This window comes from Sphingomonas sp. 2SG (genome assembly GCF_005503285.1).
GTDB classification, from domain to species: Bacteria; Pseudomonadota; Alphaproteobacteria; order Sphingomonadales; family Sphingomonadaceae; genus Sphingomonas; species Sphingomonas taxi.
Genome location: NZ_SCMZ01000026.1, coordinates 13,255 through 38,089 on the forward strand (window position 1 = coordinate 13,255; position 24,835 = coordinate 38,089).

16 protein-coding genes and 1 pseudogene are annotated in these 24,835 nt (G+C 69.5%); 7 read left to right on the plus strand and 10 right to left on the minus strand.

The window, feature by feature from the left end; genetic code table 11:
* Positions 1 to 691 precede the first annotated feature (691 nt).
* Entirely contained in the window at positions 692 to 3,586 is a 2,895-nt protein-coding gene (locus FFS23_RS11965) for a TonB-dependent receptor domain-containing protein (protein WP_137898767.1), read from the plus strand.
* Between the two features lie 52 nt (positions 3,587 to 3,638).
* Here the strand turns inward: FFS23_RS11965 and FFS23_RS11970 are convergent, their stop codons facing one another.
* Both FFS23_RS11970 and FFS23_RS11975 read right to left on the minus strand, forming a co-directional pair.
* The gene (locus FFS23_RS11970) at positions 3,639 to 4,469 is read right to left on the minus strand and encodes a PhzF family phenazine biosynthesis protein (protein WP_137898768.1); all 831 of its coding nucleotides are present in this window, start codon (positions 4,467 to 4,469) and stop codon (positions 3,639 to 3,641) included.
* Between the two features lie 47 nt (positions 4,470 to 4,516).
* A complete protein-coding gene (locus tag FFS23_RS11975) occupies positions 4,517 to 7,429 on the minus strand; it encodes a TIM-barrel domain-containing protein (protein WP_137898769.1) in 2,913 nt (970 codons plus the stop codon).
* A gap of 207 nt (positions 7,430 to 7,636) precedes the next feature.
* Here FFS23_RS11975 and FFS23_RS11980 point away from each other — a divergent pair, with 207 nt between their 5' ends.
* On the plus strand, positions 7,637 to 8,467 hold the full coding sequence (locus tag FFS23_RS11980) for an aldo/keto reductase (RefSeq protein WP_137898770.1): 831 nt from the start codon (positions 7,637 to 7,639) through the stop codon (positions 8,465 to 8,467).
* Between the two features lie 7 nt (positions 8,468 to 8,474).
* Here FFS23_RS11980 and FFS23_RS20435 read toward each other — a convergent pair whose 3' ends face one another.
* Complete coding sequence (locus FFS23_RS20435; RefSeq protein ID WP_349303959.1) at positions 8,475 to 9,557, minus strand: alpha-amylase family protein; 1,083 nt, start codon at positions 9,555 to 9,557, stop codon at positions 8,475 to 8,477.
* Positions 9,554 to 10,222: pseudogene (locus FFS23_RS20645) on the minus strand (alpha-amylase family glycosyl hydrolase); the annotation flags it as partial. The pseudogene FFS23_RS20645 and the gene FFS23_RS20435, both read right to left, overlap by 4 nt.
* 131 nt (positions 10,223 to 10,353) lie before the next feature.
* On the opposite strand from FFS23_RS20645, the gene FFS23_RS11990 reads away from it, so the two are divergent.
* Positions 10,354 to 11,682, plus strand: coding sequence for an MFS transporter (locus FFS23_RS11990; RefSeq protein WP_137898792.1), 1,329 nt, complete (start codon positions 10,354 to 10,356; stop codon positions 11,680 to 11,682).
* On the opposite strand, the gene FFS23_RS11995 is transcribed toward FFS23_RS11990, so the two are convergent.
* Both FFS23_RS11995 and FFS23_RS12000 read right to left on the minus strand, forming a co-directional pair.
* A complete protein-coding gene (locus tag FFS23_RS11995; protein WP_137898771.1) occupies positions 11,647 to 12,669 on the minus strand; it encodes a LacI family DNA-binding transcriptional regulator in 1,023 nt (340 codons plus the stop codon). The genes FFS23_RS11990 and FFS23_RS11995 overlap by 36 nt on opposite strands.
* A 65-nt stretch (positions 12,670 to 12,734) precedes the next feature.
* A complete protein-coding gene (locus tag FFS23_RS12000) occupies positions 12,735 to 13,682 on the minus strand; it encodes an NAD-dependent epimerase/dehydratase family protein (RefSeq protein WP_137898772.1) in 948 nt (315 codons plus the stop codon).
* A 91-nt stretch (positions 13,683 to 13,773) separates the two neighbouring features.
* On the opposite strand from FFS23_RS12000, the gene FFS23_RS12005 reads away from it, so the two are divergent.
* Entirely contained in the window at positions 13,774 to 14,667 is an 894-nt protein-coding gene (locus FFS23_RS12005) for a LysR family transcriptional regulator (RefSeq protein ID WP_137898773.1), read from the plus strand.
* Here the strand turns inward: FFS23_RS12005 and FFS23_RS12010 are convergent.
* Together FFS23_RS12010 and FFS23_RS12015 are read right to left on the minus strand one after the other, a co-directional pair.
* Positions 14,634 to 15,989 (minus strand): sensor histidine kinase, encoded by a 1,356-nt coding sequence (locus tag FFS23_RS12010; RefSeq protein ID WP_249340648.1) that lies wholly within the window; start codon positions 15,987 to 15,989, stop codon positions 14,634 to 14,636. The genes FFS23_RS12005 and FFS23_RS12010 overlap by 34 nt on opposite strands.
* A complete protein-coding gene (locus FFS23_RS12015) occupies positions 15,986 to 16,660 on the minus strand; it encodes a response regulator (protein WP_038658449.1) in 675 nt (224 codons plus the stop codon). Before FFS23_RS12015 ends, FFS23_RS12010 begins: the two co-directional genes overlap by 4 nt.
* Positions 16,661 to 16,747: 87 nt before the next feature.
* Here FFS23_RS12015 and FFS23_RS12020 point away from each other — a divergent pair, with 87 nt between their 5' ends.
* The 3 genes from FFS23_RS12020 to FFS23_RS12030 are packed head-to-tail and all read left to right on the plus strand — an operon-like array spanning position 16,748 to position 22,625.
* Positions 16,748 to 18,010, plus strand: a complete 1,263-nt coding sequence (locus FFS23_RS12020; protein WP_137898794.1) for an efflux RND transporter periplasmic adaptor subunit — start codon at positions 16,748 to 16,750, stop codon at positions 18,008 to 18,010.
* Positions 18,007 to 21,204, plus strand: a complete 3,198-nt coding sequence (locus FFS23_RS12025; RefSeq protein ID WP_137898774.1) for an efflux RND transporter permease subunit — start codon at positions 18,007 to 18,009, stop codon at positions 21,202 to 21,204. Before FFS23_RS12020 ends, FFS23_RS12025 begins: the two co-directional genes overlap by 4 nt.
* Entirely contained in the window at positions 21,201 to 22,625 is a 1,425-nt protein-coding gene (locus FFS23_RS12030) for an efflux transporter outer membrane subunit (protein ID WP_137898775.1), read from the plus strand. The genes FFS23_RS12025 and FFS23_RS12030 overlap by 4 nt, the downstream gene beginning before the upstream one ends.
* Before the next feature lie 678 nt (positions 22,626 to 23,303).
* Here FFS23_RS12030 and FFS23_RS12035 read toward each other — a convergent pair.
* Together FFS23_RS12035 and FFS23_RS12040 are read right to left on the minus strand one after the other, a co-directional pair.
* Positions 23,304 to 23,543: a hypothetical protein gene (locus FFS23_RS12035; protein WP_171009465.1), complete on the minus strand. Its 240-nt coding sequence runs from the start codon at positions 23,541 to 23,543 to the stop codon at positions 23,304 to 23,306.
* Positions 23,544 to 23,847: 304 nt separating this feature from the next.
* A complete protein-coding gene (locus tag FFS23_RS12040; RefSeq protein ID WP_249340649.1) occupies positions 23,848 to 24,831 on the minus strand; it encodes a polysaccharide deacetylase family protein in 984 nt (327 codons plus the stop codon).
* Between the last annotated feature and the right edge of the window lie 4 nt (positions 24,832 to 24,835).

Consider the following 24,835-nt stretch of genomic DNA (forward strand, 5'->3'; position numbering starts at 1 on the left):
TGATCAGTTGGCGGTGCCCGGCCGAGTAGAATTAAGAGCCATCGCCGCGGCATTTGTATCGTTGCGGCGGCTTTTCGCCTTATCAGTCCAGAACTGACGGTTGGAAACGCCCCAACCACAACCATTCCCGAATCTCGATGGTGTTTCAGGAATGCAAGGCGTGGTGGATCCTTGTCGGAGCGGTTTGGGTGAACGGCGGGCCAAAGCTGCTGTCCCATTTTGTTGATATATCCGCTCGAGTTACATTCCCTTGGCCCACTCCCACCCCGCGCATCGGCGATCTCTCGACGGATCTTATGCAACAGAGCCCTACGAAGCCGGGCGCACCCGGCAGGAGCGCTTTCCAGCAACATGACAGCTCGATGACAGTTTTTCGCTGACAATTTGCTTACAGCTGCATGCTCAACGAGTTTTCGTTCCCCGTCCGTGACTTAGCAGAATGGACAGTTATAATGTCCGTATCGGATAATGATGCAACCGTCATTATCCGTAGCGGCCGGGCAACACCGTATCTGCTTCCGCAATTACGCTCGTTCCGGTCGTTTACACCGGGCTCGGCACCCTCCTAACTCGCCCGACAGCGAGTGCTGCTTCCGCACAGCGACACGACAATGGGCCGTGTCGCCGGTCCCGCGGATGTCAGGTGGAGTATCTAGCCTTGACCCGAGTTTCCCCGATCCGGACGTCCCTGATGCGCGGCGCGGCCCTGCCCGTGCTGTTGCCCGCCGCGATGATCGGCATGGCGATCACGGCCAGCCCGGCCGTCGCCCAGGACGCCAATGCACAGGACACCGCCGCCCCGGCGGCGGCCGCGCCCGACCAAGCGGCGCAACCGTCCGCACAGGCGACCCCCGCCACCGGCGCGGACATCATCGTCACCGGATCGCTGTTCCGCCGCACCGATACCGAGACGCCCTCGCCGGTCACCACGCTGACCGCGGACTCGCTCGCCAAGGCGGGCATCACCACCGTCTCCGATGCGATCCGCTCGATCTCGGCGGACAGCAGCGGCTCGATCCCGACCGCTTTCTCCTCGGGCTTCGGCGCAGGCTCGTCGGGCGTGTCGCTGCGCGGGCTGACGGTCAATTCGACGCTGACCGTGATCGACGGGCTGCGCACCGCCAATTATCCGCTGTCCGACGACGGCCAGCGTTCGTTCGTCGACCTCAACACCATTCCCGACGCGATCGTCGACCGGGTCGAGGTGCTCAAGGACGGTGCCTCGTCCAGCTATGGCGCCGACGCGATCGGCGGCGTCGTCAACATCATCATGAAAAAGGAGATCACCGGGGTCTACGGCACCGTCGAGGGCGGCGTGTCGCAGCGCGGCGACGGCGGCGAGCAGCGCGCGACGCTGACGCTCGGCACCGGCCATCTCAAGGACAAGGGGTTCAACCTCTACATCAGCGGCGAATATCAGCATGACGACCCGATCTGGGCGCGCAACCGCGGCTTCCCGCTCAACACCGCCGATCTGAGCGGGATCGGCGGCGACAACAACAATGCCGGGTCCGCGGTCCCCGGCACGACGACCAGCGCGGTGGTCGCGCCGACGACGCAGCTGACGCCGGGCAACGTCCTGTCCGGATCGGGACTGGCGACCGGGCCGTTCCAGGTGCTCAACCCCAATGGCTGCACCGGCTCGACGACGCCGATCAGCGGCACCGCCGGCAACGGCTGCCAGCAGAATCTCGTCGCCGATTATGGCCAGATCCAGCCCGAACAGACCCGCTTCGGCGTCACCGTTCATGCGACGGCGCAGGTCAACGACCAGACCCAGGCCTATATCATGGCCTCCTATTTCCAGAACGAGGTGAAGGCGTCGAGCACCGCCGCCAACATCCGCTCGTACAATCCGATCAACACGCAGAACATCGTCCTGCCGGTGCTGCTGAGCAACGGTCAGCTCAACCCCAACAACCCCTTCGCCGCCACCGGCCAGCCGGCGTCGATCTATTACCGCTTCGGCGACATACCGGGCTCCTCGGATTACAAGAACCACGTGCTGCGCGGCGCGGCGGGGATCGACGGCCGGTTCGGCAACGGCTGGGGCTATTCGGTGTCGGCGACGGTCGCGCATTCGTGGCTCGACATCACCCAGAACGGCTATCTCAACCTCACCGCACTGACCAACGCGATCAACACCGGCAGCTACAATTTCGTCGACCCGACGCAGAACAGCGCGGCGGTGCGCAGCGCGCTGTCGCCGGCGGTGCGGACGCAGGCGACCAGCGACCTCGACATGATCCAGGCGGTGCTGACCAAGGACCTGTTCGCGCTGCCCGGCGGTCCGCTGCAGCTCGGCGTCGGCGGCTCGTTCCGCTACGAGGCGCAGAACGATCCCAACCAGAACCCGAACCTCACCACGATCGGGCTCAACCAATATACCGCCGTCGGCAGCCGCACGGTCGAATCGGGCTATTTCGAAGTCAACGCGCCGGTGCTGACCAGCCTGGAGATCAACGGCTCGGGCCGGTTCGATCATTACGAGGAGGGCTACAATCGCTTCTCGCCGAAGATCGGCGCCAAGTTCACGCCGTTCCGCCAGCTCGCGATCCGCGGCACCTTCTCGAAGGGCTTCCGCGCGCCGAGCTTCGCCGAGACGTCGGGTTCGGTAATCGGCTTCACCACCGCCAAGGCGCCCTGCTCGATCCAGGCGCAGCATGGCGGCACCGTCGCGGCCGACGGCACCTGTTCGGGCGGCAGCGCCTACAACCAGAGCTACTCGATCGGGTTCAACACCGTCGGCAATCCCAACATCAAGCCTGAACTGTCGCGCAGCTTCACCGGCGGCGTCGTCGTCCAGCCGCTGCGCTGGCTGAGCTTCACCGCCGATTACTACAACATCAAGAAGACCGACGTGATCTCGGGCGGTCCGCTGTCGAACCAGGCGCTCGCGGCTTATTATGCCGGCACCCAATTGCCCAACGGCTATACGGTGACGCCGGATGCGATCGATCCGGCCTTCCCCAACGCGCCGCAACGCGCGCTGTTCGTCAACTCGCCCTTCGCCAATGCCGCCGCGCTCAAGACCTCGGGGATCGACGTGTCGGCGCTGGTCCAGCTCCATCCGAGCGACGATCTGCACGTCACCAGCCGCGCGGAGGCGACCTACATCCTCCACTATCTATTCAAGCCGAGCGCCGACCAGCCCTATAGCGACTTCGTCGGCACGCAGGCGCCCTATATCACCTCGTCGGGAGCGGGCACGCCGCAATGGCGCGGCAATTGGCAGAACAGCGTCGAATATGGCGCCTATACGCTGACCGGCACCGCTTATTACGTGGCCGGCTACAAGGCGGTCGCCTTCGACCAGTTCGGCACCACCGATTGCAACGGCGGCAGCACCTATGGCGGCAGCGATCCGAACTTCAACTGCCACGTCCGCCGCTTCATCGACGTCGACCTGACCGGCAGCGTCAAGGTCAACGACAAGTTCAACTTCTACTTCAACGTCATCAACCTGCTCGACGCCAAGGCGCCGCTCAACGCGGGCAATTACGCCGCGACCAACTACAACCCGACCTATACGCAGATCGGCGCGGTCGGCCGGACCTTCCGCTTCGGCGCGAACGTCCACTTCTAGGCGGCATGGGGCCGGCGCGGATCATCCGCGCCGGCTTCCGTCACGCGCCGCTTTAGCCCACGAACAGCGTGCGGGTCTCGCCGGCGACCCAGACCTGCCCCGCCCCGTCCTGCGTGACGTGGACGCGCCCGGTCCGCCCCAGCCGCGTGCCCTGCGCGGCGACATAGCCGCCGCTGGCCCGGCCGCTCGCGAACAGCCATTGGCCGACCGAGGCGTTGAGGCTGCCGGTCACCGGGTCCTCGATCAAGCCGCCATGCGCGTCGCTGAAGATCGCGCGCAGCTCGAACGCCGCTTCGCCGCCGGCGGGGTGCGGCCCGACGATACCGATGTCGACATGATCGGGATGATGGCGCACCGGCTCCACCGCCAGCACCGCGTCCGCGGAGTCGAGCATCACCGCGATCCAGCCCGGCCCGTTGTCGACCCAGGCGGCATCGACGATCGCGGCGCGGTCGAGGTGCAGGATCGCCGCCACCGCGTCGATCTCCGCCTCGCTCGGCATGCCGCCGCGCACCAACGGCGGCGCCGCGAACGCCAGCCGATCCGCGCCGCGACGGATCGCGACGAGCCCGACGCCGCATTCCTGCACGATCGTCCCGTCCGTCTTCGGCCGGCCGCCCGCTTCCAGCCACGCATGCGCGCTGCCCAGCGTCGGATGGCCCGCGAACGGCAGTTCGTGCGCCATGGTGAAGATGCGGACGCGATAATCCGCGGCCGGATCGCGCGGCGGCAGCAGAAAGCTCGTCTCGGAGAAGTTCAGCCAGGCGGCGATCGCCTGCATCTCCTCGCCCGACAGGCCATCGGCGTCGGCGATCACGGCGAGCGGATTGCCGGTGAAGGCACCGGTGCCGAACACATCGACGAGGCGGAACGGACGGGTCATCGAGAAGAGCCTCCTGCTGGCGGACGTACCGCGCCCTTACCCTGCGATCACGAAGATGCGAAGCGGACGCTGGTCGCGCGTCCGTCGTAGGTCACCGACCGACGCTGATGCGACACCCCGCCCGCCCCGATCAGAACGACGGTCAGCCGTCGCCGCTGCATCAGCCCCGGAAAGCTGCCTTGCCGGGCCCCGATCGCCAGCGTCCGCCGGGCATCGTCCCAGCGCAGGTCGTAGCGTGCCGCCTGCCCCTTCTCATAGGCATAGGTCTCGTTATCGTCCTCGTAGAGCGTGAAGCGACCGTCGGCGCCGGCATAGACCCGCACCTCATACGGCGCGTCCGGCTGCTCGGTGGCATATTGCTGCACCGGCCCCATCGGCACGATCGCCCCGGCGCGGACGTACAGCGGCATCACGTCGAGCGGCGCCTCGCGCACCGCCGTGGTACCACCGGCATAACGCTGCTCGCTCCACATATCGTACCAGTCTGCACCCTGCGGCAGATACGTCCGCATCGTCAAATCGCGCGGCGCGCTCAGCGCGGCGGCGTCACGCCGCAAGTCGGTCGGCGTGCGCCACACGAAGCGGAAGTTGCGGCCGCCCTCGGGATGGAAATAGTCGAGCCGTACCGCGATCCGCTCGCCCCGGCGCAGCGTGCGGCGGACCACGCGCGTGCGGCTGGCGCTGCGCGTCCAGGCATCGATCACCGGCGCGCCGCCGAGGAACAGCCGCATGCCGTCGTTGCCCGCCAGCCCGATCTCATAGTCGCCATCCTCGGGGGCGATCAGTTCGCCCTCCCAGCGCGCCGAGAAATGATCGAGCCCGGTGAGCCCCGGCGGCAGCTCGGCGAGCGGCGGATCGGGCCAGTTGTGATCGACCTTGGCATCGATCGTCCGCCCGCGCGGCGTCTCGAAATCCTCGCCGGCGAAATATTGGACCGCCAGCCCCGGCTTGCCGTCGGCGGTGCGCAGCGCGTCTGCGGGCACCGTCGTCGGCGCGGACGGCAGGATATGGTACATCGGCCGCGTCACCGGATGGACCAGCAGCGACGATCCGAACATGAAGCTGTCGTCGATGCTGCGCACCGCGGGATCGTCGGGGAAGTCCATCGGCAGCGCGCGCATCAGCGTATAACGATCCGCGGTCACCTGCGCGCTGAGGCTGTAGATATAGGGCAGCAGGCGATAGCGCAGGCTCACCGTGTCGAGCAGCGTCTTGTAGACCGCCGGATCGAGAGTCTTGAAGCGATAGGGCTCGCGTTCGACGTCGGTGCCGTGGACGCGCATGATCGGGTTGAACGCGGCATATTGGAACCAGCGCGCGAACAGCTCGCGCCATGCCGGGTTCTTCTCGCCGCCGGGAAAGTCGCTGACGAAGAAGCCGCCGGTATCCTGCGTCCAATAGGGATTGCCGGTGATCGTGACGTTGACGCCGCCGGCGATCTGCTGCGCCAAGGTCTTCCAGCTCGCATAGATGTCCCCCGACCATGACGCCGCCGCGGTGCGCTGCGCCCCCGCCCAGGCCGAGCGGGTCAGCGTGAAGACGCGCTTGTCACTGGTCGCGCGCTGTCCGCGATAGGTGCCTTCGGTGGTGAGCAGCGAATAGGGGCTGAGATAGCGGGTGAAGTCGCCCATCGCGTTGCGCCCCAGCGCCTTGGTGTCGCGGACGTTGTCGACCGGGTTCCACATCGCCGAACTCACCTCGACCTCGGTTCCGTCCATCCACAAGGCGTCGACGCCCTTGTCGAGCAGCCCCGTTTTGATGTGGCTGAAATAGATCTCGCGGCCCCTGGCGCTATACGCGTCGTAGATCCGCGCGTGCTTCGATATCCAATGTTCGGGCTTGAAGCGCAGGCCGTAGCGGTCGAGATCGTGCGCCAGCGCGGTATCGTCGCCGACCGAGGGCCAGATCGACACCATCAGCTTCAGGTTGAGGTCGTGGATCGTTCGCGCCATCCCGACCGGATCGGGGAAGCGCTTGGGGTCCCAGGTCATCCCCGACCAGCTGCCGTCCTTGTCGCTGCCCCAATATTGCCAGTCCTGGACGATGTAATCGAGCGGGAAGCGCTCCTTGCGGAACGTGCGTGCGACGTCGATCAACTGGTCCTCGGTGCGGTAGCGTTCCTTGCTCATGAACAGGCCGAACGCTTGTTTGGGGTACATCGGCGCGTCGCCGGTCAGCCAGCGATAGGCGCCGACGACGCCGTCCATCGTGTCGCCGGCCATGACGTAATAATCGACGCCACCCGGCGCGCTCTCCGCCCAGAGCCGCGCGCCGCCGGCATCGTCCTTGAAGCGCATCTGCGAATAGCTGTCCCACAGGATGCCGTACCGTTCGGTCGAAACCATCACCGGGATGATGATGCCGACATTGGTCTGGACGAGCAGCAGGTCGGCGTTGCGGCGATTGACCGCGTCGTCGCCGGTGAAACCGAAGCCGTAGATCCCCTCGCCCGGCTTCAGCATCAGCCGGTTCTCCACCTCATAGGTCGGCGCGTCCGAGACGATGCGGCGCGTGATCGCCTGCGGCGCTTCCGCCCGCTCGCGGGTGAGCAGTCGACCCGTGGCATCGTAGTAACTCAGCGCGCCGGTCCGCTTGTCGATGCTGACCCGCATTTTGGCGCCGATCAGATCGAGCGTGGTGGTGGCGTCGCGCAGCGTGAACGGCACCGTTCCGGGCGTGCGGATGACGACGAGGCTGCGCTGCGTCCAATAGGAGGCGCCGAGATTGGCGTTCACCCGCACCACGTCCGGCGCATAGAAGATCACCGACTTGGTTACGCCGTTCAGCCGGAACTGCACGCCGTTGCGCAACCGCGTGACGTGAAAGGCCGCTGCATCCGGCGACACCAGCGGCTGCATCTGACCGAGCGGATCGAGCCCGGTCGGCACAGCCCCGCCCTGCGCCACGGCTGGCGCGCTCGCCAGCGCGATGCCCGCCGCCATCGTCCAAGCCAACCCCATGCCGTCCCTCTCCCGTTGCTCGTCACCGGACACCGTCCCTGTCGGGTTCGCTATCGTCCGCGCGCGATTGTGTCGGGCTCCGATGCTTTGCGCAATCGGGCGGCGGCATCGTCGCCGAAGCCGGCCGGCCGCGCGAGATCGGCGTGGAGACGTCGTTGCGCTTCTGACCCCGTCGATCCAAATCGACGCTCGGGCGTTCGAACCGCCATGAAGACGATCGCTTTGCCCGACGGCACCCACATTCCCGCGCTCGGCCAGGGCAGCTGGATGATGGCCGAGGACCCCGCGCGCCGCGCCGAGGAGATCGCCGCGCTGCGCGCCGGGATCGACCTCGGCCTGACGCTGATCGACACCGCCGAGATGTACGCCGACGGCGAATCCGAACGGCTGGTCGGCGAGGCGATCGCCGGCCGCCGCGACGGCGTGTTCCTGGTCAGCAAGGCCTATCCGCAGAACGCCTCCCGCGACCGGCTGCCGCAGGCATGCGCGGCGAGCCTGCGCCGGCTCGGCACCGACCGGCTCGACCTCTATCTGCTCCACTGGCGTGGCGGCGTGCCCTTCGCCGAGACGGTTGCGGCGATGGAGCGGCTGGTCGCCGAGGGCAAGATCCTGCGCTGGGGCGTCAGCAATCTCGATACCGACGATATGGACGAGCTGATCGCCGCGGGCGGTGCCGCCTGCGCCACCGACCAGATCCTCTACAATCTCACCCGCCGCGGCCCCGAACATGACCTGCTGCCCTGGCTGGCGCAGCGCGCGATCCCCGTCATGGCCTATAGCCCGGTCGAACAGGGCCGCCTTGCCGCCCATCCCGGCCTGCGCGCGCTGGCGGCGGAGAAGGACGTGACGGCGGCGCAGCTCGCGCTTGCCTGGCTGCTGGCCCGCGACGACGTCATCGCCATCCCCAAGGCGGCCACGCTCGCCCATGTCGAGGCCAACCGCGCCGCCGCCGACCTGACGCTCACCCGCGAAGACCTCGCCCGCCTCGACCAGCTCTTCCCCCGCCCGGCCCGGCCGGTGCCGCTTGAGATGCTGTGACTGGCGCTCAGTCGCGCGCCAGCCAGAGCAGGCCGTAGCCCGGGATCGTCTCGCCCGCGGGCGCGCCGGTCAGCATGTCGGTGCGGTCGCCGCCGCGATCGATCGGCCGCGCGATGTCGTGGAAATTGGCGAACACCACGACCTCGCCGCGGTCGATCACCAGCACGCCGTCCGCCGTCACCTCGGCCCGCGCCGGTGCCGCAGCGGCGAAGGCGGGGCTCCCAGCGCGCGCCGCGAGCAAAGCTCGGGTGATGCGGAGGAACGGCGCCCCCGGACCGGCGTCGCCGGCCGCCGCCTCGGCACGGATCCAGTCCATCGCCGGCCGGTGCAGCCAGCGCGCGTCGAGCGCCGCCGCGCCCTCGTCGTCGTTGGGCAGGCCGATCTCGTCGCCCATGTAGAGCATCGGCATCCCCGGCAGCGCCAGCAGCACCCCCAGCATCAGCCGATAGCGCGCCAGCGTCGCCTCCCCCTCGCCGCCGAGCAGCGACGCCAGCATGCCGACCGTCGCGACCGGCGCATCGGCGCGCGCCTGGAACGAGCGGCCCTGCGCATAGCTGCCCTCCCCGGCGAAGAAGGCCGAACAGCCGCGCAGCACCGCCTCCGGCACGATCCCGCGCAGCGCCGTCCAGATGATGTCGTCGTGGCAGCGCAGATAGGTCAGCCACGCGGTATCCGGCCGCGTCAGCCGCGTCCGGTCGAGCACGGTGACCAGCGGCGCCGCATCCCCGGTCGCCAGCGCGGTCCACAGCGCCGCCATCGCGCCGTTGTGATAGGCGATCTGGCAGGCGCGGCTGCCGTCCGCCGGCTCCAGATAGGGCAGCACCTCGCGGGTCTGTTCGATCGCCTCGGCGAGCAGCGCGACGCCCGGCGCCACCGCGTCGAGCCCGGCGCGCAGCGCGGCGACCAGCCGGTGCGTCTCGGGCAGGTTGCGCGACGCCGTGCCCTGCCGCTTACAGAGATAGGGCGCGCTGTCGAGCCGGAACACGTCGACGCCGACGTTCGCCCAGAACAGCAATACGTCGAGCATCTCGCGGAACACCGCCGGTTCGACCAGTCGAGATCCCATTGGAACGGATAGAAGGTCGTCCACACCCAGCCGTCGAGCGCCGGCTCGTACGTGAAATTGCCCGGCGCGGTATCGGGGAAGACTTCGTCCAGCCCAGCCTCCCAGGCGGCGACCTCGCCGGCCTCGGCGACGATCCGGAAATAGCCGCACTTCTCGGCATCGCCGGCCAGCGCCGCCTGCGCCCAGGCATGGTCGCGCGCGCAATGGTTGAGCACGCAGTCCATCGCCAGCGCCATGCCGCGCTCGTGCAGGTCGCGGGCGATCGCACGCACGTCGTCGACGCTGCCGAGCCGCGGATCGACCGCGCGATAATCGGCGACCGCAAAGCCGCCGTCGCTGTCGCCCGACTGCGGCAGCGTCATCGGCAGCGGGTGGAGCAGCCGCACGCCCAGCCGGTTGAGCCAGCCGAGCCGCATTTGCAGCCCCGCCAGATTGCGCGCGAAGCGATCGACGTAGAAGCTGTAGCCGATCATGTCGGACGCGCCGAACCAACGCGGATCCGCCGCGCGGTCGCCATCGAGCGTGCGCAGGTCATAGGCGCGCGCCTCGGCGGCGGCATCGAGCACCGCGCGCAGCCGGGCCTGCTCCGCCGCCCATTGCGGATGATCGCGATACAAGGGATCGAGCAAGGCGATCAGCGCCGCGCCGCGATCCGCCGGGCCATCGCCCGCCGCTGGTGAACCGTGCATGTCCGTCCTCCCGTGCCGCCGGTATCACCCGCTGCGGCCTGCCTGCCCCGATGATCCGCGCCGCCTTTCACAATCGATTGTGATCGTCAAGCGGAGCGGATATGACGGCGGCCCCGGGGGGAGAGGCGACGATGCACGACAGGACAGGCGGCACGACGGCAGGGCGGCTCGGCGTCTGGCACATCGTCCAGATGAACCTCGGCTTTTTCGGCCTGCAGTTCAGCTTCGGACTGCAACAGGCCAATATGGGGCCGATCTACGGCTATCTCGGCGCCGACGAGGCGACGCTGCCGCTGCTCTGGCTCGCCGGGCCGGTGACCGGGCTGCTCGTCCAGCCGATCGTCGGCGCGCTGTCCGATCGCACGGTGAGTCGCTGGGGGCGGCGCACGCCCTATTTCCTGATCGGCGCCATCCTGTGTTCGCTGGGGCTGCTGGCGATGCCGTACAGCCGGACGCTGTGGATGGCGGCGAGCCTGTTGTGGATCCTCGATGCCGCCAACAACGTCACGATGGAGCCCTATCGCGCCTATGTCGGCGACCGGCTCGACGCGCGGCAGCGGCCGCTCGGCTTCCTGATGCAGAGCGCGTTCACCGGTCTGGCGCAGACGCTCGCCTATCTGTCGCCGTCGCTGCTCGTCGCGCTCGGCATGAGCCGCGACGCGGTCGACGCCAACGGCATTCCCGACATCACCCGCATCGCCTTCCTGATCGGCGCGGCGCTGTCGCTCGGCACGATCCTCTGGTCGGTGTGGCGGGTGCCCGAACTGCCGCTCGATGCCGCGGCGGTGGCGGCGATGCGGCGCCGGCCGCTGTCGGCGGCGACCGCGCTCGCCGACATCGCGGTGGCGATCCGCGAGATGCCGCTGGCGATGCGCCGGCTGGGGATCGCGATGTTCTGCCAATGGTATGCGATGTTCGCTTATTGGCAGTTCATCGCGCACGGCCTCGCCGCCTCGCTCTACCACACCGCCGACCCCGCCAGCGCCGGCTTCCGCCAGGCGGCGCTCGACGTCGGCCTGCTCGGCGGCTTCTACAATTTCGTCGCCTTCGTCGCCGCCTTCGCGCTCGTCCCCTTCACCCGCCGCGCCGGGCCGAAGATCGTCCACGCCGCCTGCGTCGCGTTCGCCGGGGTCGCGATGCTCGCCATCCCCTTCTGCGCCGACCGCTGGACGTTGCTGCTGCCGATGCTCGGCATCGGCTTCGGCTGGGCGAGCCTGATGGGCAATCCCTATGTCATGCTGACCGACAGCATCCCGGCCGAGCGCAACGGCGTCTATATGGGCATCTTCAATATGTTCATCGTCGTGCCGATGATGATCGAGAGCGTCACGATGCCGTTGCTCTACCGCTCGCTGCTCGGCGGCGATCCGCGCCACGTCATCATGCTCGCCGGCGGGCTGATGATCGCCGCCGCGATCGCGACCCTAGCCGTCCGCGGGGCGCGCCACGCCGCCGCCTGAGACGGTCGAGCCGCGCACGATCAGCGTGGCGGGCAGCAGGCTCGACGGCGCGGCCCGTCCGGCGAGCCGCTCGAACAGCGCCGCGACCAGCCGCCGCGCGCCCTCGGCGACATCCTGGCGGATCGTCGTCAGGCCGGGCGTGACGTGCGCCGCCATCGCCACGTCGTCATAGCCGACGATCGCGACCTCCTCCGGTACCTTGACCCCCGCCGCGACCAGCGCCTGCATCGCCCCGATCGCCGCCACGTCGGATGCGGCGAACAGCGCATCGGCGCGCCCGCCGCCGCGCCACCACGCGGCCACCGCCGCGGCGGCGGCATCGACCGTCGCCGCCGCCGGCACGATCGCGGCGTCCGCTCCCGCCAGCTCCGCGCGAAAGCCGGCGAGCCGCTGGCCGAATTCGGGCAGGCCGGCATCGCCGACGAAGGCGAAGCGGTGCCGCCCGAGCCCGCGCAAATGGCGCGCCGCGACCCGTCCGCCTTCGCGATTGTCGGACCCGACCGTCGGATAGCCCGCGTCCGGCAGCGCCGCGCCCCACACCACCAGCGGCGGATAGCGCCGCGCCACCCGCGCGATCGTCTCGGCCTGATCCGACTGGCCGATCAGGATCAGCCCGTCGATCTTGCCCGAATCGACCAGCCGGTCGAGCCAGTCCTCGCCCGCCGGCAGCACCCGGCTGAGCACGATGTCATAGCCGTGCAGCACCAGCGCGTCGGCGACATGCCCCAGCAGGCTGAGGAAGAACGGATCGGTGAGATGCTGCCCGACCGCATGGCCGAGCGGCCAGGCGATGCCGATCGCATTGGTCCGCTGCAGGCGCAGGTTCCGCGCCATCTCGTTGGGGCGATAGCCATGCGCCTCGGCGAGATCGCGTACCCGGTTCCGCGTCCCCTCGGCGACCGACCAATGACCCGACAGCGCGCGCGAAATGGTGGAGATCGACAGGCCGCTCAACCGGGCGAGATCGGAAAGGCTCTTGGCACGCATGGCGACGACTAACCCCGCGGCCCGCGGGCAAAGTCAAGCCACGACGGTGCGATCGACCGCCCGGCTCACAGGCAGCCGAGGCTGGCGAGCGTCGTCCGCACCGCACGCTCCAGCGGCGTATGCGGCTCCGCGCCGAGCGCCGCGACCAGCCGCGCATTGCCCAGTCGCACCGGCCGCTGCCACAGATAGCGCATCTCCATCATCTCGCGCGGCGTCGTCGCGACCAAAGCGGCGAGCCGCAGCAGCCACCACGGCAGCGGCCGGATCGGCACGGCGGGGTCGCCGAGCACGCGCGCGATCGTTTCGACCATCCGCCGGCCGTCGCCATCCCATTGACCCTCCATGTGGAAGCGTTCGAAGGCGGACGATCCCGGCCGATCGAGCAGCCGCACCATCGTCTCGGCGACATCGGGCAGATACGCCCATTGGTGGCCGACACAACGCCGCCCCGGCTGCCGGATCACTTTGGGTCGTACGCCGGGCGCGATCAGCCCCTGCGCGAACCAGCTGTTCGCCGCGCCCGGCCCGAAATAATCGCCGGCGCGGACGATCAGCACCCGCGCCTTGCCGCGCTCCGCCGCCGCCTGTAACCGCCGCTCCAGCGCCACTCGGATCGCGCCCTTGCGCGTCGCCGGCCGCTGCGGGGCATCCTCGTCGATCGGGTCGCCGGCATCGGGGCCGTAATTGTAGACCGTGCCGGGCAGGACGATGCGCGCGCCGCTGGTCCGCGCCGCGCCGATCGTCGCATCGACCATCGGCAGCACCAGCTGCTGCCAGTCGCGATAGCCCGGCGGGTTGACCGCATGGACGATCACCGCCGCGCCGCGCGCCGCGGCCTCGACCGCCGCCGGGTCCATCGCATCGCCGACAACCGGCACGCAGCGGGGATCGAGCCGCGCCGACCCCTGCCGGACGAGCGCCCGCACCTGCCAGCCGTCGTGCAGCAGCCGCTGCGTGACCGCGCCGCCGATCCCGCCGGTCGCGCCGAGGATCAATGCCGTCCGCTGTGTCATCACCATCTCCATCATCGTGCGAATAAGGAAATGGCCGCGATCCGGCGCCACGGGAATTGTCGAAGGCCGGTGGGCTGCTATACGAAAATGCATGAACAGCGAACCGAGTTGGGACGTCTACCGCAGCTTCGCCGCGGTGCTGCGCGAGGGTTCGCTGTCCGCGGCGGCGCGCGCGCTCGGCATGACCCAGCCAAGCATCGCCCGCCACGTCGATGCCCTCGAACGCGCGATCGGCGGCACGTTGTTCGTTCGGTCGCAGCGCGGCCTGTCGCCGACCGATCGCGCGCTCGCGCTGCGGCCGCATGCCGAAGCGCTGGCGGTGGCGGCGGACGCGCTGCGCCGGACCGGGACCGGCCGGCCCGATGCGGTCGCCGGCGTGGTGCGGATCAGCGCCAGCCATTCGGTCGGCGTCGCGCACCTGCCGCCGATCCTCACCGCCCTGCGCCGGGAGCATCCGGGGCTGATCGTCGAGCTGGCGCTGTCGAACGAGGTCGACGATCTGTTGCAGCGGCGCGCCGACATCGCCGTCCGCATGGTCGAACCGACGCAGCAGGCGCTGGTCGCGCGGCGGATCGGCGCGCTCCACGTCGGCTTCCACGCGCATCGCGACTATCTCGACCGTCGCGGCATGCCGGAGAGCGCCGCCGAGCTGCGCGGCCACGACCTGATCGGCTTCGACACCGAGACGCCGTTCATCCGCAGCGCGATGCGCCATCTGCCGGGGATCGACCGCGACGCCTTCGCGCTCCGCGTCGACAGCGAGGCGGCGCAACTGGCGGCGATCCGCGCCGGCTTCGGCATCGGCATCTGCCAAATCGCGATCGCCCGCACGGATCCCGCGCTGGTCCGCCTGCTGCCCGACGCGCTCGACCTGCCGCTGCCGATGTGGATCGTGATGCACGAGGATCTGCGCCGCAGCGAACGCTATCGCGCCGTCTTCGACGCGCTGGTTCAGGGCCTCTCCGCGGTGGCCGCGAACGGCTGAGCGATGGCGTCCCCCGCCGTCCGCTTGAAGCGGATCGTCGCGCGCAACCCGCGGCCGTCGTCGCCGGCGCCGATGTGCAGCCGTCCGCCATGCGCCGCCGCGACGCGCTGGACGATCGACAGGCCGAGTCCGAAACCCTCGGTGCGCGCGGTGCCGGCCCGCCAGAAGCGCGTCGCCATCCGTTCGAGATGCGCCGCGGCGATCGGCGGACCGTCGTCGCCGACGCTCACCTCCGGCCCCGGCCCGACCCGCACGGTGATCCGCGTCCCCGGCGGCGTGTGCCGCGCGGCATTGTCGATCAGATTCTCCAGCGCGAGGCCGATCGCCCCGGCATAACCGGGCAACACCGGCGCGCCGCGATCGTCGAGCGCGATCCGCCGCCCGCCCGCGATGATCGCCGGCGCGCGATCCGCGACCACGTCGGCGGCCACAGAAATCAGGTCGATCGCCGCCCCCGCCCCCTCGATCGGCCGTTCCAGCTCGGCGAGTACGAGCAGTTGCGCGATCACCCGCGCCGCGCGATCGACCTCGCCGAGCAGCGTGCGGCGGATGGCCTCGTCGGGGATCGCATCGGCGCGCAGCCGGATCGTCGCCAGCGGCGTGCGCAATTCGTGCGCGACGTCGGCGGCGAAGGCGGTCTGCGCGGCGAACGCCTGTTCGAGCCGGTCGAGCGCGGCATTGGTCGCCGCGGCGAGCGGCTCGACCTCCCACGGCAGCGTGCCGTGCGGCAGTCGCCGGTCGAGCGTCTGCGGGCCGATCGCCGCGGCGATGTCCGACGCCGCGGTCATCCGCCGCGTCAGCCGCCGCGTCAGGCCGACCCCGACCAGCGGCAGCAGCACGACCAGCGGCAGCAGCAGCAGCGCGAACCGCGCGAGGAAGGCGTCGACGATATCGTCCGCCACCACCTCCGGTGCGGCATCGTCCTGCGCCACCACCACCCAGCGCCCGCCCGCCGGCCGGCTCACCGCCGCCAGCGTCCCCCGCCGCACGATCCGCAATTGCCCGTCGAGCGGCACCGCGCGGATGATTCCCGGCCGCGGCCGCCCGCGCTGCGCGAGGATGTGCCGGCCGCCATCCACCACGGTCAGCGTCAGCCCGCCCGCGAGGATGTCCGCCGCCTCGATCGCCTGGCCCGGATCATGGTCGCGCAGCAGCGTCGCGATCCCCTCGGTCTGCTGGCGCAGCACGTCGCGCTGGTAATGATGCGCGACGCGATGCAGCATCAAGGCACCGAGCGGCAGCATCGCCGCGGCGATCAGCGCGGTGACGCCGTGGAGCAGCGCGAACTGCCCGGCGAGCGAGCGCGGCGCGCGCAGCCTCACGCCGCCGCGCGGAGCAGATAGCCGACGCCGCGCACCGTCTCGATCCGCGCGCCGGTCTCCGCCTCGTCGAGCCGCTTGCGCAGCCGGTGGACATAGACCTCGACCGCGTTCGAGCCGAGATCGCCGCCGGCGCCGAACAGATGATCCTCGACCAGCCGCTTGGGCACGACGTTGCCGCCGCGGCGCAGCAGCAGCTCGAGCAATTCGGTTTCGCGCGCCGACAGCGGCAGCAAGGTCTCGCCGACCCGCGCCACCCGCGTCTCGACGTCGAACACAAGCCGTGCGCAGCTCAGCGATACGCCCAGATAGCCGCCCTGCCGGCGCAGCACCGCGAGGATGCGCGCGTGCAGCTCGTCGGGATCGAACGGCTTGACGATATAATCGTCGGCGCCGCCGTGCAGCCCGCGGATGCGCGCATCGACGCTGCCGCGCGCGGTCAGCGCCAGCACCGGGCGGACGTTGCCGCCGGCACGCATCCGCCGCAGCAGCGCCAGCCCGTCGCCGTCGGGCAGGCCGAGGTCGAGCAGCACCGCGGCATGGTCGATCGCGGCGAGATAGGCCTCCGCCTCCTCGATGCTCGCGGCATGGTCCACCGTCATGCCGCGCTGGCGCAGCGCACCGGTCAGCGCGTCGGCCAGCGCCGCATCGTCCTCGATCAGCAAAATCCGCAAACATCCTCCCGCGCCGCAGCATCCGTCAGCACGCTGTAAGCCAGCCCGCCTATCGGCTCCAAGCTTCATCGCATGCGCAGGTCCCCGATGCACGCCACCGAACACCCCGAACCCCTCGCCCCCGCCACCACTTTGTCCCGATCGGCGCAATGGCGCTGGCTGGGCATCGTCGCGGTGGTGCTGGCGGGCGTGGTGCTGCTCGTCATGCTCGTCGGCAAGCTCACCCATCACGAGGAGACCGCGCCACCACCCCCGCCGCCGGGCACCTTTCGCCCGACCAAAACGCAGATGGCGTCGCTCGCCACGATGCGGGTCGGCATGGGCGCGTCGGACGCGCGCACGCTGGCCAGCGGCGCGATCACGGTAGACGGCGACCACAGCACACCGGTGCTGATGCCCTATAGCGGCCAGGTCGTCCGCGTGCTCGTCGATGCCGGCCAGCGCGTCACGCAGGGGCAGCCGTTGCTGCTGGTCCGCACCAACGACTTCGTCGACGGCCGCAACGCGCTATTCGCGGCGCGGGCAGCCTATCAGAACGCGCAGGCGCAGCTCGCCACCGCGCAGCGCACCGCCGAACGCCAGCGGCTGATCTACGAGACCGCGGGCGGCGCGCAGAAGGATTATCAGCAGGCGCAGACCGATCTCGCCGCGGCACAGGCGACCGCCCGCACCGCCGCCGCCGCGCTCGGCGCCGCGCGCGACAAGCTCGCGGTGCTCGGCAAGTCGCCGGCGGAGATCCGCCAGCTCGAGGGCGTCGGCGAAGTCTCCGGCATCCACGACGTCACCACGCTGCACGCGCCGATCAGCGGCCTGATCGCCTCGCGCGACGTGTCCGCAGGCGAATATGTCAGCCAGGGCGGCGACAAGCCGGTGCTGACGATCACCGACCCCTCGCGCGTCTGGCTCGTCGCGCAGGTCGCTGAAAGCGATGCCGAGGCGATTCACGTCGGCGATTCGGCGACGGTCACCACCCCCGCGCTGCCCGGCCGCCGTTTCCAGGCGCGCATCGACCTCGTCGGCGCCGCGCTCGATCCGCAGACGCATCGCCTGCCGGTGCGCGCCGCGATCGCCAATCCCGACGGCGCACTCAAGCCGCAGATGTTCGCCAGCTTCCAGATCCACCGTGCGCAGGCCGGCGACGCGATTCGCGTCCCCGCCGCCGCGGTGATCCACGAGGGCGATCAGGCGCGCGTCTGGGTTGTCCGCCCCGATGGCCTGCTCGTCGCGCGCGACGTCGTCGCCGGCGACGCGCAGGACGGCCAGGTCGTCATCGTCAAGGGCCTCACCCCCGGCGAGCGCATCGTCACCGCCGGCGCGCTGTTCGTCAACGAAGCGGGGATCGGCGAATGAACCGCATCGTCGCCTTCGCGCTCCGCCAGCGGCTGCTCATCGTCGGCGTCTTCGTCGCGATGCTCGCCGCCGGCGTGATCGGCTTCGCCAACCTCAATATCGAGGCCTATCCCGATCCCGTCCCGCCGATGGTCGAGGTCATCACCCAGACGCAGGGCCTCTCCGCCGAGGAGATGGAGCGCAACGTCACCATTCCGATCGAGGTCGGCATGGCGGGCATCCCGCACCTCACCGCGATCCGCGCGATCAGCCTGTTCGGCCTGTCCGACATCAAGATCCAGTTCAGCTACGACCTGACCAACGATCAGGCCAAGCAGCAGGTGATCAACCGCCTGTCGCAGCTGCCGCCGCTCAGCGGCGGCGCGCAGCCGACGCTGTCGCCGACCAGCCCCGTCGGCGAGATCTACCGCTACAAGATCAGCGCGCCCAAGGGCTATTCGGTCATGGACCTCAAGACGTTGCAGGACTGGGTGCTGCAACGCCGGTTCAAGCGCATCCCCGGCGTGATCGACGTCACCGGCTGGGGCGGCAAATTGCGCGCCTATGACGTGGTGATCGACAACGACCGGCTCGCCGCGCACAACGTCACCGTCAGCCAGGTGCTCGCCGCGATCGCCAAGAGCGACGGCAACGTCGGCGGCCAGACGATCAACTTCGGCAGCCAGGCGGCGATCGTCCGCGGCGTCGGCCTGATCCAGACCCCGTCGGGGATCGAGAACGTCCTTGTCGGCAGCGCCGGCGGCCAGCCTGTGCTGGTCAAGGACGTCGCCACGGTGAAGGTCGGCAACAGCCCGCGGCTCGGCATCGCCGGCTATAACGATCAGGACGATATCGTGCAGGGCATCGTGCTGATGCAGCGCGGCGCCCAGTCGATGCCGACGATCGAGGCGGTGCAGAAGGAGGTCGCCAACATCAACGATTCGGGCGTGCTGCCGCCCGGCGTCCATCTCGACCGCATCTACGACCGGTCGGACCTCATCCACCTCACCATCCATACCGTGCTCGAGAATATGGTGGTCGGCATCCTGCTGATCTTCGCGCTGCAATGGCTGTTCCTCGGCAATCTGCGCAGCGCGATCATCGTCGCCGCCACCATCCCCTTCGCGCTCGCCTTCGCGATCCTGATCCTCGTGCTGCAGGGCGAGAGCGCCAACCTGCTCTCGGTCGGCGCGCTCGACTTCGGCCTCGTCGTCGACGCCTGCGTCATCATGGTCGAGAACATCTTCCGCCACATGGTCGAACGCTCCGCGCACGTCGAAAGCGGGCGCGGCCATTACACGCTCGCCAACCGCTTCTCGGCGGTGCTCGGCGCGAGCAGCGAGGTCAGCCGCGGCATTTTCTTCGCCGCCGCGATCATCATCGCCAGCTTCCTGCCGCTGTTCACGCTGACCGGGGTCGAGGGCCATATCTTCGGCCCGATGGCCAAGACCTATGCCTATGCGATCAGCGGCGGCCTGCTCGCGACCTTCACCGTCGCACCGGTGCTCGCCACCCTCCTCCTCCCCGACAAACTGTCCGAGGTCGAGACGTGGATCGTCGGCAAGCTGCGCCGCGCCTACGAACCCGCCGCCGCCTTCGCGCTCGGCAATCGCGTGCTGACGCTCGGTGCCGCCGCGCTGATGCTGCTGGTCGCGGTGCTCGGCGTGCGCACGCTCGGCATCGAATTCCTGCCGCACCTCGAAGAGGGCAATATGTACATCCGCGCCACTTTGCCCGGCTCGATCAGCCTGGAGGCGGGCGAGCCCGCGGTGAACGGCATCCGCCGCATCATCGCCAGCTATCCCGAGACGACCGCGGTGCTCTCCGCGCATGGCCGGCCCGACGACGGCACCGACGCCACCGGCTTCTTCAACGCCGAATTCTTCGTGCCGCTCAAGCCCGCCAGCGAATGGCCGCACGGCGTCACCAAGGAAACGCTGATCGCCGAACTGTCGCAGCGACTGACCGCCAAATATCCCGGCGTCGATTTCTCCTTCTCGCAGATCATCGAGGACAATGTCGAGGAAGCCGCTTCGGGCGTGAAGGGCGCCAATTCGATCAAGCTGTTCGGCCCCGATCTCGCAATGCTCGAGAAATACGCCAACCAGATCAAGGACCAGATGAGCCAGGTGCGCGGCATCGAGGATCTCGGCGTGTTCCAGTCGCTCGGCCAGCCGACGGTGCGCGTCGACGTCGATCGCGCGCGCGCCGCCCGCTACGGCCTGACGCCTGACGACATCAACGCGACCGTCGCCGCCGCGGTCGGCGGCAGTTCGTCCGCCGATCTCTACGAGGCCGGCACCGACCGCCACTTCCCGATCATCGTCCGGCTGAAATCGGAGCAGCGCGATTCGCTGGAGGCGATCCGCCGCATCACCATCGGCGCGCCCGCCCCCGACGGCAGCAGCGGCACGATCCAGGTACCGCTGTCCGAGGTCGCCGACGTCCACCTCACCTCGGGCGCGTCGTTCATCTACCGCGAGCATCAGGAACGCTATATCCCGATCAAATTCTCGGTACGCGGCCGCGATCTCGGCGGCGCGGTCGAGGAGGCACGCGCGCGCATCACGCAGAAGGTGCATCTCCCCGCCGGCTATCACCTCGAATGGGCGGGCGAGCTCGACAATCTCACCAACGCGATCGCGCGACTCGAGATCGTCGTGCCGATCAGCCTGCTGCTGATGCTGCTGTTGCTCTACGCCAATTTCGGCTCGATCCGCGACAGTCTGCTCGCCTTCTCCGCCATCCCGATGGCGGTGGTCGGCGGCGTGCTCGCCTTGGCGCTGACCGGCACCGCGTTCAGCATCTCCGCCGCGATCGGCTTCGTCGCCTTGTTCGGTATCGCGGTGATGGACGGCATCCTCGTCGTCACCACCTTCAACAATGCGGTCGACGAAGGCGTCGATCGCGCCGCAGCGATCGGCACGACCGTGCGCCACAGCCTGCGCCCGGTGGTGATGACCTGCCTCGTCGCGGCGATCGGCCTGCTCCCCGCGGCGCTGTCGACCGGCATCGGCAGTCAGGTTCAGAAGCCGCTCGCGCTCGTCGTCGTCGGCGGCATGGCGCTCGCGCCGCTGCTGATCCTGCTGGTGCTGCCGGTGCTGATCGACCGCTTCTCGAAGCGGGTGCCGCCGGAGGATCGCGGCGCGCACGGTCGTGACGTGGGCCATGCCCCGCCGCATGGCGATGCCGCCGGCCCGGAGGTGGTGGCATGAGCCGCGCCCTCGCCCTGCTGCTCGCCTGCACCACCGCCGCCTGCGCCGCGGGACCGCACGATCTCGACGCGCACGCGCCGCTGCCCCCGGCGGCGACGCCGGCGCCGATCGCGCCCGCGGCCGGCACCGCGCAGACCTTCACCGCCGCGCCGCTGCGCGTCGACTGGTGGACCGCCTTCGCCAGTCCGCAGCTCGACGCGCTCGTCGCCGAAGCGCTCGCGCACAACAACGATATCGCCAGCGCCGACGCCTCGCTGCGTCAGGCGCGCGAGCTGGCCGGTGCCGCCGCCGGCGCGGCGTTGCCGCAGGTCGACGCCGGCTATCAGGCCGAACGCGCCCGTGTCTCGAACGCGCTGTCGCCGCCGGTCGCCGACCAGAATCAGGAACTCTATACGCTGCACACCGCGCAGGTGAACGTCAGCTACGGCCTCGACCTGTTCGGCGGCACGCGCTCGCGGGTGCGTTCGGCGCGCGCCGCCGCGGAGGTCCAGCGCCAGCGGCTCGGCGCCGCGCGCACCACGGTCGTCGCCAATCTCGTCCAGGCGGTGATCCAGCGCGCCGCGCTCGCCGATCAGATCGCGGCGGCGCAGACCGCGATCACCGTCAACCGCGACATCCTCAACAGCCTGCTGCGCCGCCAGCAGCTCGGCGCGATCGGCGCCGCCGACATCGCCACGCAGCAGACCGCGCTCGCCACCGCCGAGGGCGCGCTGCCGCCGCTGATCCGGCAGGAGGCGCACCAGCGGGTCGTCATCGCCGCCTTGATCGGCCGCCCCGCCGGCGATGCGCTGCCGCCACTGCCCGCCCTCGCCGCTCTCACGCTACCCGCCGAACTGCCCGTGGTCCTGCCCTCCGATCTCGTCGCGCGGCGGCCGGACGTATTGGCGGCGCGCGCGCAGCTCGAAGGGGCCGGTGCCGACGTGCGGACCGCGATCGCCGCGCGACTGCCGCAGATCACGCTCAGCGCCAATACCGGCGGCTCGGCGCAGCGCTTCGGCGACATGTTCAAGGACGGCAATCCGTTCTGGACGCTGATCGGCGGCATCACCCAGCCGATCTTCCACGCCGGCGCGCTGCGCCACCAGCAGCGCGCGGCGGAGGCGGCGCTCGACGGCGCCAAGGCCACCTATCGCAGCGCGGTGCTGCAGGCGTTCGGCGACGTCTCCGATGCGCTGACCGGCCTCGCCACCGACGCCAATGCGCTCGACGCGGCGACGCGGGCGGCGGACGCCTCGGGCCGGGCGCTGACCTACGTCCGCCGCCAGCTCGCACTCGGCGACGTCGGCACGCTCGCGCTGCTCAACGCCACCGCCGCCGACGCGCAGGCGCGCGCACAATTGGTTCAGGCCCGCGCCGCCCGGCTCAGCGACACCGTCGCGCTGTTTCAGGCCAGCGGCGGCCCGGTCGCCACGCCGCGCTGATCCGCACCGCAGCCGGGGCGGCGGACGCAGCCGCCCCGTATCGGTTCGCCTGCGACGCTCGTCGCGCGATTCGCATGTCCCCGCGCCACGCGTAGGACGCGGCTGTCGTCATCCCCCAGACCGGCAAAGACCAATTTGCCGGTCTGTCCTACATCGTCGTTGCAGTGATAGGCGTCCGCAAACGGCGCTCACGCTCTTTCTCATCGCGACCACGAGACAGGTGCAAGAATGGAAACGATCGGACGTGAATCGTTTCCATTAAGGTGTCCATCTTGTCCATGTCGTCCAACACGACAAGCATGTCACAGGCATCACCGACGCAGTTCGGAAGGTCGCGCCACGACCTCGACACCATTGATCCATTACGCCGAACGCAGGTCTGCCAAAAGCTGCCCAGTGCTCCTGCGAAAGCAGGAGCCCAGGAGTCTCGAACGCCATAAGACGTTATCTAGCTTGGCTCTGGGCTCCTGCTTTTGCAGGAGCACTGCGCTGATCCACCAGATGCAGACGTTCGTAGAGGTCTCGGCCAAGCTTCAGGGTGACGGCAAAGGCGAAGCTTCCGCCCCCACGCAACGCCGACCCGCCAGACCCCCGGAATCAACAAGGGGGGCCGAAGCCCCCCTTGCGTCACGTTCCGATGGACGGTGCCGCAAGGACGCCGCCGATCCGCGAACGATCTTAGTTGCTGTCGCTGTTGTCGTCGTCGGCGACGATCACGATGCCCGCAACGACGGCAGCCGCCGCGACGAGCGCGATGATCAGACCGCCACCGGCGAGCTCGTTCTTCTTCGCCGAAACCGAACCGGTGCGAACCGACTTGGCAACCGACAGGCTCGCTGCCGGGTTGGCAGGAGCGGCAGCGGCCGGAGCAACGGCCAGGGCGGCTGCAGCAGCAGCCATCAGATACTTGGCAACCATGATGGTCTCCCCTCTCACGTGGTGAGCCGCTCCCTTGGCAGCGGCACGAACAAAATACAATCCGAAAAGGTCGCGCTACCATCGAATAGGCGATGAATCGCCCGATCCGGCACGATGAACGGCGCGTTCGACTGCCTATCCGACGGAAATAGCCCCTGACGAGGGCGTACAAAGCAATGCTTGCTTGTCAGGACTGGTCCAAAGCGGAAGATATCGCCGCCACGGTGGTTTGTTGCACTTTGAAGTCGTGATCTTCATCTTGCGGCAACATCTGCCGGGTCCGGCATTGCTTGTGCGGCAGGCATCAGCCCGTCGTCCGATCCGCCGCCGCCAGGATGTCCTCGACGCCCGCCGGCCGAACGCCGAGCGCGTCGAGCAGGTCGAACATCCGCGCCCACCACGTCCAGAACCGCGCCAGATCGTCGCGGCTGCGCACATAGGGCGTGTGGCCGGGCACGAGGCTCGGCGAATGGAAGGAGAAGCTGATCAGCCGCTGCCCCTCCTCCTCGACCGCCACGCGCACCGCGGCAAGCGCATCGGCGATCGGCATATCTTCGGGCGTCAGCGCCACCCGCTGCAACAGCCCCGCACGCGCCGCCGCACCGCGCCCGCGCGGCACGCGCGCCAGCGCCGGATAGAGCGTCGCGCCATAATGGCGCAGCCGACCGGTGAACACGGTGGTCAGCGGCAGCTCGACCAGGGACCCGATCCGGAATGCCTCGCTGCCCACCGCGGTGAAATCCGGCCCCAGATCGCCGCGATAGTCATAGCGCGCCCGCATCGAGCTCTCGACGCGATAGCCGCGGCTGGCGAGCAGCCCGGCGGTCGCCGGCCCGATGCCATAGCGTCCGGCCCGATAGGCGAGCGGCGGCCGTCCGAACGCTTCAGTAAGCAGACCGGTCAAGCTGTCGAGCTTGCCCGCCTCCAGCGCCGGCGGCAGATTGCCCGCGTAGCTGTCGCCCGCCGTGGGCGCCGCATAAGGCGGCGTCACCCAGGCATGGAGCTGCGCGCCCAGCGACGCGCGCCGATCCGCCAGTATCTCCCGCAGGATATCCACCGCCGCCGCATCGCTCGCCACCGGATGATCGACCATATAGGCCGGCCCGATCCCCCGCTCGGCAAAGCGCGCATGCGCCTCGGGCAGCGCGCGCATCGCCGTGACCGCGCGATGGCCGGGATCGAGCGGCGCCGACCAGTCGAACTCCTCCTCGACGTCGACGAAGACGATGAAGCGGCGCCCGAACGAAGCCGGCCAACGGATGAGCGCGTCGTCCGTCGGCGCCGGCACCCGA

Excerpts from the sequence above, each read along its gene's own strand:
- FFS23_RS11970 (WP_137898768.1), bottom strand. The coding sequence starts at position 4,469 with ATGACCCGTCCGTTCCGCCTCGTCGATGTGTTCGGCACCGGTGCCTTC.
- FFS23_RS11995 (WP_137898771.1), bottom strand. The coding sequence starts at position 12,669 with ATGCGTGCCAAGAGCCTTTCCGATCTCGCCCGGTTGAGCGGCCTGTCG.
- FFS23_RS12035 (WP_171009465.1), bottom strand. The coding sequence starts at position 23,543 with ATGGTTGCCAAGTATCTGATGGCTGCTGCTGCAGCCGCCCTGGCCGTT.
- FFS23_RS11965 (WP_137898767.1), top strand. The coding sequence starts at position 692 with ATGCGCGGCGCGGCCCTGCCCGTGCTGTTGCCCGCCGCGATGATCGGC.
- FFS23_RS11975 (WP_137898769.1), bottom strand. The coding sequence starts at position 7,429 with ATGGGGTTGGCTTGGACGATGGCGGCGGGCATCGCGCTGGCGAGCGCG.
- FFS23_RS12020 (WP_137898794.1), top strand. The coding sequence starts at position 16,748 with ATGCACGCCACCGAACACCCCGAACCCCTCGCCCCCGCCACCACTTTG.
- FFS23_RS12030 (WP_137898775.1), top strand. The coding sequence starts at position 21,201 with ATGAGCCGCGCCCTCGCCCTGCTGCTCGCCTGCACCACCGCCGCCTGC.
- FFS23_RS12025 (WP_137898774.1), top strand. The coding sequence starts at position 18,007 with ATGAACCGCATCGTCGCCTTCGCGCTCCGCCAGCGGCTGCTCATCGTC.
- FFS23_RS11990 (WP_137898792.1), top strand. The coding sequence starts at position 10,354 with ATGCACGACAGGACAGGCGGCACGACGGCAGGGCGGCTCGGCGTCTGG.
- FFS23_RS11980 (WP_137898770.1), top strand. The coding sequence starts at position 7,637 with ATGAAGACGATCGCTTTGCCCGACGGCACCCACATTCCCGCGCTCGGC.
- FFS23_RS12005 (WP_137898773.1), top strand. The coding sequence starts at position 13,774 with ATGAACAGCGAACCGAGTTGGGACGTCTACCGCAGCTTCGCCGCGGTG.
- FFS23_RS12000 (WP_137898772.1), bottom strand. The coding sequence starts at position 13,682 with ATGACACAGCGGACGGCATTGATCCTCGGCGCGACCGGCGGGATCGGC.